The sequence below is a fragment of the Dactylosporangium salmoneum genome (assembly GCF_039532525.1).
In the GTDB taxonomy this organism is placed as follows: domain Bacteria; phylum Actinomycetota; class Actinomycetes; order Mycobacteriales; family Micromonosporaceae; genus Dactylosporangium; species Dactylosporangium salmoneum.
Window position 1 is genome coordinate 1 of record NZ_BAAARV010000086.1, and the last position, 13,859, is coordinate 13,859.

Genomic DNA, 13,859 nt, shown 5'->3' on the forward strand with positions numbered 1-13,859 from the left:
AAGCCATCGTCACCATCGCCGTCATCAGCGAGTGGCTCTGACCAACTTTATGAAACGGACCCTAGCCGAGGGCGTGTATCAAAGCCTGTGTCATCAAAGCTTCTGTCCGCCGTAGGTGGCGTCGCGGCTCCCGCTGGTCGGTGGCGTTGGGTAGTGTCGATGTGTGGCGGGGGCAGGACCGCGGCGTCGGGGGCCGAACCGGGCGGTGCCGTGGCGGTGCGAGGGTCCGGTGTCGGTGCTACGCCTACCGCTGGACGTCCACGAACCGCGGGTACGGCAGATGCTGGAGCGGGTGTTCGCGGCCGCGTTCACCATCCGGCGGGCCGTCCAGCGCGACGCCCGGGCCCGGGTCAACGCCTACTGGGCCGCCTGCCGCGAGCGGGCAGCGGCCGGACCCGACGCGGTCCGGGGCCGGCTCGGGCTGTCCCGCAGCGGCCTGGAACACGCCGCCTACCGGCATCTGGACGGTGCGCCACATGTGCGGCGGTACCTGACCAAGGCCCTGGCCATGCACCTGGCCGACGGGGTATGGGAAGCCACCGAGCGGCACCTGTTCCCCGACGCCACCGGCCGCCGGCACGGCCGGCCCCGCCCGGGCGGCTGGTGGCAGTTCGCCACCATCCCGGGCCGGGCCCGCTCCCACACCCGCGCCCGGAAATGGGAGACGTTCCGGCTCGTGGGGAGCCTGGCCGGGCATGGCGCCGCGTTCGGGCGCGCCGGCCGGTTGTGGCAGCCGCGGCGGATGCCGGCCGTCACCGCCACCGCCGCCAGTGAGCCGGTGCGGTCATGGTGGGATCACGACGGCCCCCTCGCGGTGATCCTGACCGGCCTCGGCGGAGACGACCTCGTCCTGCCAGTGCGGCTGCCACAGGGCCCGGGCCGCCGCCCCGTCCTGGAGCACTACCTCGTCGACCCGAACCGCTGGCACAAGATCGACCTGGTCCGGCACCGCGACCCGGGCGCGGTGGGCGGGTGGCGGTACGAGGCGCACCTGATGATCCTCGGCCCCGGCTACACCTCCCCCGCCGTCACCCAGCGCCGCCAGGCGGCTGGGCAGCTGCTGCGGCGGGGCGGGGTGGACGTCAACGTGTCCAACCTGACCGTCGTGTCCGTCCCCACCGGCCCGGACGGCGGGTTCGCGGCCAGCCGGATCGCCCGCACCGGCGAGCACGACGCCGCCCTGGCCGCGGAACGGTTGCGGCAGCGGCGCCGGCAGCGGGCCCTGGACCGGTCCCGCCGCGCCGCCAACCCCGGCCAGTACCGGCTCTCGCCACGCCAGCAGCGCCGCGCCGACCGCCGCCACGCCGCCGGGCTGCCACCGGTGCAGACCACCATGCCCGGCGGCCCGCGGGTCGCCAACACGGCCGGGATACCGGTCCGCGCTTACCGGCGCGACACCCTGACGAACACCTACCAGCGGCTACGAGGCCGGGCCGCGGCCGACGGTGCTGCCCGTACCCGGGCCGGGCACACCCGGGCCCGGATCACCGCCGCGGCCCTGGTCGCGGTCCATGGCGCTGGGCTGGTGGTCGAGGACGCCGACATCCGTGTCTGGGCCCGGCGGTGGGGCCGCGGCATCCATGCTTTCACCCCGGGCATGCTCCTGGCCGCCCTGCGCTGCGAAACCACCGCCGTCGCCGCCCAGGCCGGACGCGGACTTGGGCTGGTGCGGGCGGGGACCCGGCGCACCGCCTGGACCCAGCACTGCCTGTGCGGCCAGCGGGTCCCGAAGGGCTTGGCGGATCGCCGCCACCACTGCCCGAGCTGCGGGCTGACCGGCGACCGCGACCTGGTTGCCGCGCTGGTCGGCGCGCACACTGTGCTCACCGACCCGGCCGAGCCGGGTACGGCGCGGGTGGACTGGGACGCGGCACAGGCCACCCTCGACCGGTATGGGATCGAGGCCATCAACGGAGGGCTGCAAGGAGCCCTGACCGAGTCAACCGGAACCCATCACCCCGACCCCCACCAACACGGTGGACGGCCGCGGCGGCCGCAGCCCGCCACCAACCGGTGCCAGGGCGCTCGGCGAACCTTCGGGACGAGCCCTCGACAACCCCGGATGAGCCCCGCAACCACACCAGTGGCCAGGACCACACCGGAACGACGAGACGCACACCCCGGACTGTCGACCAAGCCCGGCACCACAACCGGACTTCGACACAGACCTTAGCCGGCCGCGCGCTTGACGAGGCCGGCCAGCCGGGCCTCGTCGTCGGGGCTGACGTCGTCGGTCAGCGCGAAGGCGACCGGCCACATGCCGCCGTCGTCGAGCGCGGCCGGGTCCTGGAAGCCGAACGTGGAGTACCGCGTCTTGAACTTCCCCGCGGGCTGGAAGAAGCACACCACCTTGCCGTCCCTGGCGTAGGCGGGCTGGCCGTACCAGAGCTTCGGGTCCAGCTGCGGCGCGGCGGTCGTGACGATCTCGTGCACGCGGGTGGCCAGCTCGCGGTCGTCCGGGTCGAACTCGGCGATCTTCTCCAGCACCGCGGCGGCGTCCTCCGCCTTCGTCGCGGCGGCCTTCTGTTCCTTGGCGCGCTCCTTCATCGCGGCGCGCTCTTCTGCGGTGAATGCCTGCTTAGCCATGCCCCCATCGTAGGAGGGCGCGGCGGCGCGGACTTCTCGAAAACGATCAGATCGAGCGCACGCACCAGACCGCCTTGCCGTCGGCGGTCGGGCGGGTGCCCCAGCGGTCGCACAGCGAGGAGACCAGCTGCAGGCCGCGGCCGTGCTCGTCGTCCGGGGTGGGGCGCTGCTTGCGGGGCAGGTACGGCGCCGTGTCGTGCAGCTCCAGCACCACGTGGGTCTGGGTGCGCCGCAGCCGCAGCTGGATCGGCGGGCGGCCGTGCAGCACGGCGTTGGCGGCCAGCTCGCTCACCACCAGCACCAGGTCGTCGACGATGCGCGCCGGGGCCTGCCAGCGGCGCAGCGTGGTGTCGACCAGGCGGCGGGCGTCGCGGACCGCCCGCTCGTGGGCCGGGATGTGCTGGATGACCGACTGCTCCTCGCCGGGCTCGCCGACCACCCGCGTGAGCAGCAGCGTGATGTCGTCGTCCGGGCCGGCGGGCAGCAGGTCGGCGACGAGCCGGTCGGCGACGTGCTCGAGCGGGCCCGAGACCCCGCCGACGAGCGCGGCCAGGGCGTTGATGCCGGTGTCCAGGTCGCGGTCGCGGTGCTCGACCAGGCCGTCGGTGTAGAGGGTGAGCAGCGCGCCGACGGGCAGCTCGACGCGCTCCTCGGTCAGGGTCAGCGGGCCCGTGCCCAGCGGCGGGCCGGACGAGTCCAGGGGACGCGGCGGGGCGCCCGGCAGCACGAGCAGGGGCGGCAGGTGGCCGGCGTTGGCGTACGTCAGGCTGCGCTCCCCAGGGTCGTACACCGCGTAGACGCAGGTGACGATCTGGTCCTCGCGCAGGTCCCGCACGACGCCGTCGAGGTACTCGAGCACGTCGGCCGGCGGCAGGTCCAGCCGGGCGTAGGCGCGCACCGCCGCCCGCAGCTGCCCCATGACCGCCGCCGCCGGCACGCCGCGCCCCATGACGTCGCCCACCACGAGGGCGGTGCGGTCGGCGCCGAGCTCGATGACGTCGTACCAGTCGCCGCCGACCTGGGTGCCGGCGACGCCCGCCCGGTAGTAGGCGGCGACCTCGAGGTGCTCCGGGTCGAGCGTCACCGGCGGCATGAGGCTGCGCTGGAGCTGGTCGGCGATGTGGTGCTCGCGGGCCGCGGCCTCCTGCGCGGCGGCCGCGGCGGCCAGGGCCTGCTCGGCCCGGCGCTGCTCGGTGATGTCCTGGTTGGAGCCGCGCAGCCGGACCGGGTGGCCGGCGGCGTCGCGCTCCAGCTCGCCGATGGTGCGGAAGACCCGGTAGTGCCCGTCGGGCATCTCCACCCGGGACTCGTAGTCCAGCGGGGCGCCCTGCACGGCGGCGTCGATCGCGGCGTCGACCCGGTCGCGGTCCTCGGGGTGCACCCGGGCGTTGATGACGTGCCGGCCGTGCTCGTCGAGCAGCTCGGCGGCGCCCACCCCGAACTGGCGCAGGAACTCCTCGGAGCCGTGGATGTCGCCGGTGGCGAGGTCCAGCTCCCACGAGCCGACCGAGGCCAGCCGCTGCGCCTGGTCCAGCAGCTCCCGGCTGCGTTGCAGCTCGTCGCGGGTGCGCCGGATCCGGTCGAACTCCAGGTTGGCCCGCACCCGGGCGCGCAGCTCCCGCGGGCTGAACGGCTTGACCAGGTAGTCGTCGGCGCCGGCCTCGAGGCCCTCGACGGTCGCCTCGTCCCCGGCCCGGGCCGAGAGCATGATCACCGGCAGGTGCCCGGACGTCTCGTCGGCCCGCAGCGCCGCGACGAACGCGAAGCCGTCGAGGCTGGGCATCATCACGTCGGTCAGCACCAGGTCCGGCGGGTCGGCGCGGACCGCCCGCAGCGCCTCGGCACCGTCGGCCGCCTCGCTGACGCGGTAGTCGCCGCCGATGATGCGCCGGATGTACTCCCGCATGTCCCGGTTGTCGTCGACGATCAGCACCCTTGGCGCGCCCGGGCGGGGCGTCGGGAGCGGGCTCGCCGTGGGCGTGCCCCCGACCCAGCGGTCCACCTCGGCCAGGTAGCCGCGCACGGGCGCCGTCGTGTCCACCGCCACCGGGTCCACGGTCACCGCGTCCACCGTCACCGCGTCGTCCGGCGCGCCCAGCGGCATCCGCACGGTGAACGTGCTGCCCTCGCCCGGGCGGCTCTGCACCCCGGCCGTGCCGCCGTGCAGCGCGGCCAGCTCGGCGACCAGCGCGAGGCCGATGCCGGAGCCCTCGTGCGTGCGGGCCCGCCCGCCCATGATCCGGTGGAACCGGTCGAACAGCCGCCCCTGGTCGCCCGGGTCGATGCCGACGCCGGTGTCGGCCACGGACAGCACCGCCGCGTCGCCGTCCACGGCCAGCCGGATCGTGATCGAGCCGTCGAAGGTGAACTTCAGCGCGTTGGACAGCAGGTTGAGCACGATCTTGGCCCACATCTCGCGGTCGGCCGGCACCGGCCGGCGCAGCGGCGGGCAGTCCACCACCAGGCGCAGCCCGGCCCGCTCGGCCGCCGGCGCGAACATGGCGGCCAGGTCGGCGGTGATCCGGGCCAGGTCGAGCGGCTCCAGGTGCGGCTCGAGCCGCCCGGACTCCAGCTGGGAGAAGTCCAGCAGCGTGTTGACGAGCTTCAGCAGCCGCTCGGCGTTGCGCTGCACGAGCTCCATCCGGCCCCGCTGCGGGCCGCGCAGCGGGTCGGCGAGGTCGGTCAGGGCGTCCTCGGCCGGCCCGAGCAGCAGCGTCAGCGGGGTGCGGAACTCGTGGCTCACGTTGGTGAAGAACGCCGTCTTGGCCCGGTCCAGCTCGGCCAGGCTCTCGGCCCGCAGCCGCTCGGCCTCGTAGGCGCGCGCGGTGGCCAGCCGGCCCGCGATCTGCCCGGCGATGAGGTCGACGAAGCCGGCGTACGCGGCGTCGAAGGGGCGGTACCGGTTCAGGCCGACCACCAGGAAGCCGTACGGCCGGCCGCCGGCCGGTCGCGGCAGCGCCACCACCCGGGCCTCGATCGGCGGCTCGGGCCAGGCGCCGGCCGGCAGCCCGGTCAGCCCGCCGACGGTGAGCGCCGCGCCGTCGACCGCCGGCCAGGTCGCCGGGTCGGCGCAGGGGTGCCCGTCCGGGACGCCGGTGGAGCAGGCCAGCACGGGGGTGTCGGCGTCGTGGAGGTACGTGAGCGTGAACGGCAGGTCGTCGGGGCGCGCCCCCAGCTGCCCGGCCACCGCCGCGAACAGCTCCGGCTCCGACTGCGTGGCGTCCAGCGCCGCCCCGAGGTCGCGCAGCGTGCCCAGCCGCCGCTCGCCGACCACCCGGTCGGTGTCCTCGGTGACCACGCACAGCATCCCGGAGATCCGCCCGGCGTCGTCGGTCAGCGGGCTGTAGGAGAACGTGTGGTACGTCTCCTCGGTGTAGCCGCTGCGGCTGAGGAACAGCTGCAGCGCCTCGTCCCAGGTGGCCTCGCCGGTCTCGATGACCCGCCCGATGCGCGGCCCGATCTCGTCCCAGATCTCGGCCCACACCTCGCGCGCTGGCCGCCCGAGCGCCCACGGGTACTTCTTGCCGAGCGTGTCGCGCCGGTAGGCGTCGTTGCACAGGAACGTCAGCTCCGGCCCCCACGCCATCCACATCGAGAAGCGGGAGCCGAGCAGGATGCGCACGACGGTGCGCAGGCTCTGCGGCCACGCCGCGGGCGGCCCGAGCGGGGTGGCCGCCCAGTCGACCGCTGCCAGGTCGCGGCTGATCTCCGTGTCGCCGAAGAACGGTTCGGCCGCGGTCTCGCCCATCCGTTCCAGCTTATGCACCCGATCCCGCTCACGCAGCCGCGCGAACGCGGACCGCTTTCGCCGCCAGGTGGCCTGGTACGGCCCGTGTTACGGTGGGTCGGGCATGGCCTATGGACGGTGGTGTGGTGAGAACAGGCCCTGCGGTTTCCTGCAACGGTCTGTTCCATGAAGCCGCCTTCTACTCCTCGGACGAGGAGTTCCTCGCGGTTGTGCTGCCGTTCCTGCTCGACGGCGTGGCCGCCGGAGAGCCGAGCGTCTCGATCTTCGGCGAGCGCAACCAGCGTCTGGTCCGCGCCGCCCTGGGCCCCGACAGCGGCGTGACCTTCATCGACGGCGGGCACCACTACCTGCGCCCCGCCGCCGCCATCCGCCGCCACCGCGAGATGCTGGCGGCCTACGTCGCCGGCGGCGCGACCCAGATCCGCATCACCGGTGACGTGCCCCACCCCGGTGTCGGGGTGCCCTGGGAGTGGTGGGCGCGCTACGAGGCCGCCGTCAACGAGGTGTACGACGAGTTCCCGATGTACGGGCTGTGCCCGTACGACACGCGGACCGCCCCTGCCGAGGTGCTCGACGACGTGCGGCGCACGCACACGCACGTGGTCGCGGACGACGGGCGCCGGGTGCCGAGCCCGGCGTACCTTCCCCCGCGCGACTTCCTCACCACCGCCGTGCCCTCCTGGACCGACCCCCTCGAGGCGACCCCGCCGGCCGTGCTCCTGGCCGACCCGACCCCCGCCGACGCCCGCGCCGCCCTCGCCCCCCTGCAGCTCACCGCGGCCCTCGACGGCGACGAGTTCGACGGGCTGATGGTGAGCGTGAACGAGGCCGTCACCAACGCCATCGTCCACGGCCGCGCGCCGGTGCGGCTGCACGCGTGGACGGAGCCGGGCCGCATCGTCGTCACGGTCACCGACCACGGCCGGGGCCCGGCCAACCCGGTCGCGGGCCTGATGCCCTCCGGCGACGGCCCCGGCGGCCTCGGCCTGTGGCTGGCCCACCAGCTGTGCGCGTACGTGTCCCTGCGCCCGGGCCCGGACGGCTTCACCATCCGCCTGATCGCCGAGACCCCCGGTTCCTGACCACCGGTTCGTCAGAGCGTGCCCTTGTCCGGGCTTCCGGCCGGGTGTGGTGCGAGGACCTGCACGTCGAGCTGTCCATGGAGCTTGCCCTGTAGCGCCGAGAGCAGGTCGGCGAGGGCCGGACCTTTGGCGTGCGCCGACAGCGCAGGTTCCGACTCATACTTTTCGATCATGACGAGCCGGTCGGGGCCCTCGTGGAGGGCGTAGCGGTCGACGCCCGGTTCGTCGTGCACCCGGGCGATCGCCGCCTCGAAGGCCGCGATCACCTCGGCACGGTGCTCGGGGAGGGGATGGGCCGTGGCAACAATGACGACACTCATCTCAGTGTTCCTTCGGTCGTAGCGTTCCGGCGATGCGGTCGACCTGCGTTCCGCGTCGTGTGCCGGTCAGAAGACGAACTGTTGTCCGCCGTCGATGTCAAAGGTCGCGCCGGTGAGGGCGGTGTTGGTCATGATGTGGACGGCGAGCGCGGCGACGTCCCCGGGCCCCACGACGCGGCCGATCGGGAGGTCGCCGATGGCAAGGGCCGCGCTGGCCGGCTCATCACGGCCTCCCTCAGCGGTGCCCGGGGCTTCCTCGATGGCGTCACGGAAGACGATTGATCGTTCCGCCCCAACATCCCACACGGTGCAGATCGGGACGTCTGCCCCGAAAAGGTTCGCCCGGCACGGGTGGGAGCGGCTCACCCCACGCAGGTCCGGGCCGTGACGAGTAGGTGGCCTGGTCAAGGGCGCGGCGCGGTGGGATCGTGGCAGCAACACCCCAGCCTTGCACTGGAGGCGCCATGACGACGCTGTCGTATGCCGTTGGGCCGGCCGGCGCGCCCATGCTGGGCGAGACGATCGGGGCGAACCTCGACCGGACGGCGGGCCGGGTGCCCGAGGCCGAGGCGCTGGTCGACCGGCCCAGCGGGCGGCGCTGGACGTACCGGGAGCTCCTCGCCGAGGTCGAGGCCGTGGCCCGGGGGCTGCTGGCCCGCGGGATCGCCAAGGGGGACCGGGTCGGGATCTGGGCGCCCAACTGTCCCGAGTGGACGATCCTGCAGTACGCCACGGCCAAGATCGGCGCCATTCTGGTGAACATCAATCCGGCGTACCGCACCCATGAGCTCGCCTACGTGCTCGATCAGGCCGGCGTCGGGCTGCTCGTCGCGGCCGAGCGGCTCAAGACCTCCGACTACCGGGCGATGGTCGCCGAGGTGCGGCCGGGGCTGGGCGACGTGGTGTTCATCGGGACGCCCGACTGGGAGGCGCTGCGCACCCGGCTGGCGGACGAGCGCGAGCTGCGGGCCCGGGAGGCGACGCTGGCCTTCGACGACCCGATCAACATCCAGTACACCTCGGGCACGACCGGCTTTCCCAAGGGAGCCGTGCTCTCGCACCACAACATCCTGAACAACGGCTATTTCGTGGCCGAGGGGCAGGGCTGGACGGAAGCGGACCGGGTCTGCCTGCCGGTGCCGTTCTACCACTGCTTCGGCATGGTCATGGGCAACCTCGGGGCGACCAGCCACGGCGCGTGCATGGTGATCCCGGCGCGGGCCTTCGACCCGGCGGAGACCCTGGCGGCGGTACAGCAGGAGCGCTGCACGGTCCTCTACGGCGTCCCGACGATGTTCATCGCCGAGCTGGCCCTGCCGGACTTCGCGGCGTACGACCTGTCGAGCCTGCGGACCGGCGTGATGGCGGGCTCGCCGTGCCCGGTGGCCGTGATGAAGCGGGTCGTCGCCGAGATGGGCATGACCGAGGTGACGATCTGCTACGGCATGACCGAGACGTCCCCGGTGTCCACGCAGACCGGGCGGGACGACGACCTCGAGCGGCGGGTGTCCACGGTCGGCCGGGTCGGGCCGCACCTCGAGGTGAAGATCATCGACCCGCAGACCGGGCTGGTGGTGCCGCGCGGGACGGCGGGGGAGCTGTGCACCCGCGGCTACAGCGTCATGCTGGGGTACTGGCGCCAGCCCGAGGCCACCGCCGAGGCGATCGACGCGGCCCGCTGGATGCACACCGGCGACCTGGCCACGATGGACGCCGAGGGGTACGTCAACATCGTCGGCCGCATCAAGGACGTCGTGATCCGCGGCGGCGAGAACGTGTACCCGCGCGAGGTGGAGGAGTTCCTCTACGGCCACCCCGACATCGTCGACGTGCAGGTGATCGGCGTTCCCGACGAGCGCTACGGCGAGGAGCTGATGGCGTGGGTGCGCCTGCGCGAGGGAGCGGCTCCGCTGACCGCCGAGGCGGTGCGCGCCTTCTGCGCCGGGCGGCTGGCGCACTACAAGATCCCGCGGTACGTCAGGGTGGTCGACGCCTTCCCGATGACCGTGACCGGCAAGGTGCGCAAGGTGGAGATGCGGGAGGTCTCGGCCGTGGAACTTGGCCTACGATGACTCACTCGGCCTGACGATCACCGATGCGCGGGCCGTCACCGGTGGTGCGGATGCCCCCGTTCGTATCAGCCGCGCCACCGATGACGGAACGCGCCCCGGAGGTGATCGTATACGATTTTCATATATGATTGTGGGGCCTGGGGGCCCTGTCAAGAGTGGATGTGGCACGTGCAGCCTGAGCCCTCCAAGCATGAGCTCGCGTACCGCGAGATCCGTGTCCGCATCATCGACGGCCGATACGGGCCGGGGCACCGTCTCGTGCTCAGCAGCCTGGCCCGGGAGCTGGACGTCAGCCCGGTTCCGGTCCGGGAGGCGATCCGCCGGCTGGAGGCGGAGGGCCTGGTGCATTTCGAGCGCAACGTCGGGGCGCGCGTGGCCACGCTGCAGGACGACGAGTGGGAGCAGCTCGTCGAGATGCTGGCGCTGCTGGACGGGTTCGCGTTCGCGGCCGCGGCGCCGCGGGTGTCGGCGGCCGACCTGGCCGAGGCCCGGGAGTTCAACGGGGCGCTGCGGGCGGCGGCGTCGGCCGGGCAGATCGACCACGACGAGGTGATGCTGCTGCACCGGAGGTTCCACCGGGCGCTGTACCGCTGCTGCGGCAACCGCTACGTGATCGAGTCCCTGGACGGCATCTGGGACCGCATCGACGCCTCGCGGGTGCTGTCGACCCTGTATCCGGCGCTGCGGCTGAAGACGGCGGTGGAGGAGCACGACGCGCTGCTGGACCGGCTGGAGCGGGGCGAGGACGACGCGACCGTCCTGGAGGCGTGTGCCCGCGAGCACAACCTGAACGCGATCAGCACGATTCGCAAGAACGTAGGGTCTGAGCAGTAGAAAGATCCGAAAAATAAGAAGACCGGCATCCACGGGGGAAGATGCCGGTCTCGCGTTCAACTATACGACGCCCTGTCGTCGTCCGCCAGTGGCAGTTGTGCGACAGTCCGGTCACCGAGTGCCGACGGGGACCTTCGGGATGCGCAGGCCCTTGGGCAGGGTGGGCTCGTTGGCCGCGAGCTCGACCTCGAGGAAGCTGGTCTCGTGCCGCTCGGCCTCGTGGGCGGCGTGGCCGCCGCGCAGGCCGAAGAGCCGCTTGGACAGCAGGATGTAGAGCACCGCGGCGATGTTGATGACCAGCGCACCGATGCGGGTGAAGGTGATCTTCTCGCTCAGCTCGTAGATCTCGATCGGCAGGCCGAGCGAGGTGGCGACGACGGCGAAGTACTCGCCCCAGCGCTTGAGCATCCACAGCCCGACGCCCTCGATGAGCTGGAGGGCGCCGTAGAGGCCCAGGCCGGCGGCGACCCACAGCAGCGTCTTGGACTCGGCCTCGATGACGGTCCGGATGGTGTGGATCATCGCGGAGTCCTCGAACTTCCAGCCGACCTTGTCCATGAACGGCTTGAGCAGCGGCAGGTCCTCGTTGAAGGCCCGCTCGACGCCGTCGCGGTGGCTGCGGAAGTGGAACACGCCGTAGGCGGCGGCGAGGGACAGCAGGCCCTTGATGAAGCGCTCCAGCGACAGCAGCCGCAGGATGAGCGCGTCGCGCAGGGCCCGGCCGCGCAGCACGATCGGCGCGCCCTCGGCGGGGCCGGTCTGGTGCGGCTCGCCGATGACGAAGTCCCCGCACCGAAGGCAGCGCCACGCCGCGCCGACCGGGGTGATGGCGTGCAGCTTCTCGCGGAACGCGTCCTCGGTGGGGGCGTAGGTCACGTGCCCGCGGCGCGCGCAGGTGCGTAGGTTCCAGTCCACGCGACCTTGATACCGCATCCGCACCACTTTTGGGGTGGTAGCGCCTGCTTCACGACTGAGGCGGGGCGCCCGGCGGCGCCATCGGCACGCCGGCCGCGCCCAGGGCGGTGCCGACCGCGGCGAGGGTGCCGGCGATCGCATCCCGCCGCGCGGTCCGGCGCACCTGGACCGGCACGGCCGGCGAGGGGTGCTCGTGCCGGCTGGTGGCGACGAGGAGCACGCCGACGAGGACGGCGGCCACGATGCCGTCCAGCCAGTAGTGGTTGGCGGTGCCGGCCACCACGAGCATGGTCAGGACCGGGTGGGCCAGCCACAGCCAGCGCCAGGGGGTGCGGGTGGCGTGGATGAGCCCGGCCGCGATGACGAGGGCCCAGCCGACGTGCAGCGACGGCATGGCCGCGTACTGGTTGCTCAGCGTGTCGGTCTGGGGCGGGCCGTAGACCGACGGGCCGTAGACGGCGGCGGTGTCGATGAGGCCGAGGCCGCCGAGCATGCGCGGCGGGGCGAGGGGGAACACGAAGTGGATGCCGAGCCCTACGGCGGTCAGCCAGGCGAGGATCCGCCGGAATCGGATGTAGTGTTCGGGCCGGAAGCAGTACATGAAGACGAGGAACGCGATCGTGGCGGGGAAGTGCACGACGGCGTAGTAGATGTTCGCGGTCCGCACGAGGGCCTCGGCCTGCAGCAGCATGTGCTGCAGGTCCACCTCGTCGGGCAGGCGCAGCGCCCGTTCGAGGTGCCAGACCAGGTGGGCGTCGTCGTAGGCCGCGCCGACCCGGCCGTCCACTGCCAGGCGGCCGACCTTGTAGGCCAGGAACAGCCCGAGGACCAGCAACAGCTCGGTCCATGCGCGGGGCCGTAACCGTGTGGAACGCTGCCGTTCACCTGGTCCGAGCCCCGTGTTCATCAGCTGAAGCTACCTGATGTTGCGGTCGGCGCAATATTGCCGATCGAGCACCCAATGCGTGTCGTGCGTCACGAGTTTGTTTATGCTTCAAATTTTTAGGGGGTTTCATGAGCAACCGGGCAGATCTCGCGATCGCCGCCCTGCGCACCGGGCACGACAACCTGTCGGCCCTGGTCGCCGGCCTGAGCGCGGACCAGCTGACCGCCCCGTCGGCGGCCGAGGAGTGGGACGTCTCGCAGGTCGTCAGCCACCTGGGCAGCGGCGCCGAGATCAACCTGGAGGCCCTCCGGGCCTCCCTCGAGGGCCGGCCCGCCCCCGAGTTCGAGTTCAACAAGGGCGTCTGGGCCCGCTGGGACGGCATGACCCCGCAGGAGCGCCAGGCCGCGTTCCCCGGGGCCAACGCGCGGCTGGTCGAGGCCTACGAGGCGTTCACGCCCGAGCAGCGGACGGAGCACCGCATCGACGTGGGCTGGATGCCGGAGCCGGTGGACGTGGCCACGTCCGCGCTGCTGCGCCTCACCGAGTTCGGCTACCACGACTGGGACGTGCGGGCCTCGTTCGACCCGTCGGCGGCGCTCGCCCCGGAGGCGGCCGCGCTGATCAGCGACCGGGTCGAGGGCCTCTTCGGCTGGATCGCCAAGCCGGCCAACATCGACGGGCGCACGGCCGACCTGCTGGTCCGGCTCACCGACACCGGCGAGACGCTCGGGCTGCACCTGGCCGAGCCGGTCGCCATCACCGCCGCGCCGGGCAACCCCGACGGCGAGCTGTCGCTGACGCTGGAGGCCTGGCTGCGCCTGGCCGCGGGGCGGCTCAAGGCGCGCTACACCCCGGCCGACGTCGCCGTGTCGGGCCCGATCTCCCTCGATGACCTGCGCGCGGTCTTCCCGGGTTACTAACTGCCGCATCGGTACCGCGGGCAGCACCCGCGGCCCGCGGTACCGATCGTGACGGCTACTTCGTCGTCTTCAGGCAGAGCACGTCGCCCTTCTTGCCCTTCTCGCCCTGCCAGTAGGTGTTGGTCGTGTCCGACCACTGCTGGCACACGGTGCTGAACGGGCTGGTCGCCTCGCTCTGGTCCTTGTCGCCGACCTTGCCCAGCACGGAGAAGTCGGCGTCCGTGCTGTCGCACTGGACGATCTTCAGCTCGTCGGAGCCGACCTGGTGCAGGCAGTCGCCGACCTTGGCGTTGAGCGCCGCGTCGCGGTTGAAGAACCAGGCGGCGCCGAGGAGCACGCCGAGCAGGACGACGAGCCCGACGAGGATCGTGATCTGCCGGCGCTTACCCGGCTTGGCCTGCGGCGCGGCCGGTTCGGCGGGTGTGGTCATGGTGGAGCCTCCAGGGTCCGGACGGTTACCGGCTAGGCCTACCGGGTCCGGGTTGTCCTGGCGCGC

12 protein-coding genes are annotated in these 13,859 nt (G+C 72.7%); 5 read left to right on the forward strand and 7 right to left on the reverse strand.

Features of this window, described 5'->3' with window-relative positions; translation table 11 throughout:
- Window positions 1–229: 229 nt before the first annotated feature.
- Window positions 230–2,173: a zinc ribbon domain-containing protein gene (locus ABD352_RS43370; protein ID WP_344618432.1), complete on the forward strand. Its 1,944-nt coding sequence runs from the start codon at window positions 230–232 to the stop codon at window positions 2,171–2,173.
- Here ABD352_RS43370 and ABD352_RS43375 read toward each other — a convergent pair.
- Window positions 2,170–2,586: an iron chaperone gene (locus tag ABD352_RS43375; protein ID WP_344618433.1), complete on the reverse strand. Its 417-nt coding sequence runs from the start codon at window positions 2,584–2,586 to the stop codon at window positions 2,170–2,172. The genes ABD352_RS43370 and ABD352_RS43375 overlap by 4 nt on opposite strands.
- Window positions 2,587–2,632: 46 nt before the next feature.
- Window positions 2,633–6,334: a SpoIIE family protein phosphatase gene (locus ABD352_RS43380; RefSeq protein WP_344618434.1), complete on the reverse strand. Its 3,702-nt coding sequence runs from the start codon at window positions 6,332–6,334 to the stop codon at window positions 2,633–2,635.
- Window positions 6,335–6,459: 125 nt separating this feature from the next.
- On the opposite strand from ABD352_RS43380, the gene ABD352_RS43385 reads away from it, so the two are divergent.
- Window positions 6,460–7,416, forward strand: a complete 957-nt coding sequence (locus ABD352_RS43385; protein WP_344618435.1) for an anti-sigma factor RsbA family regulatory protein — start codon at window positions 6,460–6,462, stop codon at window positions 7,414–7,416.
- 11 nt (window positions 7,417–7,427) lie between these two features.
- On the opposite strand, the gene ABD352_RS43390 is transcribed toward ABD352_RS43385, so the two are convergent.
- Window positions 7,428–7,736 carry a putative quinol monooxygenase gene (locus ABD352_RS43390; RefSeq protein ID WP_344618436.1) on the reverse strand — a complete coding sequence of 103 codons (309 nt, stop codon included), beginning with the start codon at window positions 7,734–7,736 and terminating at the stop codon, window positions 7,428–7,430.
- A 66-nt stretch (window positions 7,737–7,802) separates the two neighbouring features.
- The gene (locus ABD352_RS43395) at window positions 7,803–8,102 is read right to left on the reverse strand and encodes an SDR family oxidoreductase (protein ID WP_344618437.1); all 300 of its coding nucleotides are present in this window, start codon (window positions 8,100–8,102) and stop codon (window positions 7,803–7,805) included.
- A 98-nt stretch (window positions 8,103–8,200) separates the two neighbouring features.
- Between ABD352_RS43395 and ABD352_RS43400 the strand changes: the two genes are divergently transcribed.
- Window positions 8,201–9,808, forward strand: a complete 1,608-nt coding sequence (locus ABD352_RS43400; protein WP_344618438.1) for an AMP-binding protein — start codon at window positions 8,201–8,203, stop codon at window positions 9,806–9,808.
- A 168-nt stretch (window positions 9,809–9,976) separates the two neighbouring features.
- Window positions 9,977–10,642 (forward strand): GntR family transcriptional regulator, encoded by a 666-nt coding sequence (locus tag ABD352_RS43405; RefSeq protein WP_344618439.1) that lies wholly within the window; start codon window positions 9,977–9,979, stop codon window positions 10,640–10,642.
- 111 nt (window positions 10,643–10,753) lie between these two features.
- Here ABD352_RS43405 and ABD352_RS43410 read toward each other — a convergent pair whose 3' ends face one another.
- Both ABD352_RS43410 and ABD352_RS43415 read right to left on the reverse strand, forming a co-directional pair.
- Window positions 10,754–11,557 carry a DUF2127 domain-containing protein gene (locus ABD352_RS43410; RefSeq protein WP_344618440.1) on the reverse strand — a complete coding sequence of 268 codons (804 nt, stop codon included), beginning with the start codon at window positions 11,555–11,557 and terminating at the stop codon, window positions 10,754–10,756.
- Between the two features lie 49 nt (window positions 11,558–11,606).
- Window positions 11,607–12,464, reverse strand: coding sequence for a phosphatase PAP2 family protein (locus tag ABD352_RS43415; RefSeq protein WP_344618441.1), 858 nt, complete (start codon window positions 12,462–12,464; stop codon window positions 11,607–11,609).
- Window positions 12,465–12,571: 107 nt separating this feature from the next.
- On the opposite strand from ABD352_RS43415, the gene ABD352_RS43420 reads away from it, so the two are divergent.
- Window positions 12,572–13,363, forward strand: coding sequence for a maleylpyruvate isomerase family mycothiol-dependent enzyme (locus ABD352_RS43420; protein WP_344618442.1), 792 nt, complete (start codon window positions 12,572–12,574; stop codon window positions 13,361–13,363).
- Between the two features lie 55 nt (window positions 13,364–13,418).
- Here ABD352_RS43420 and ABD352_RS43425 read toward each other — a convergent pair whose 3' ends face one another.
- Window positions 13,419–13,793, reverse strand: a complete 375-nt coding sequence (locus tag ABD352_RS43425; RefSeq protein WP_344618443.1) for an LppU/SCO3897 family protein — start codon at window positions 13,791–13,793, stop codon at window positions 13,419–13,421.
- Window positions 13,794–13,859: the final 66 nt, after the last annotated feature.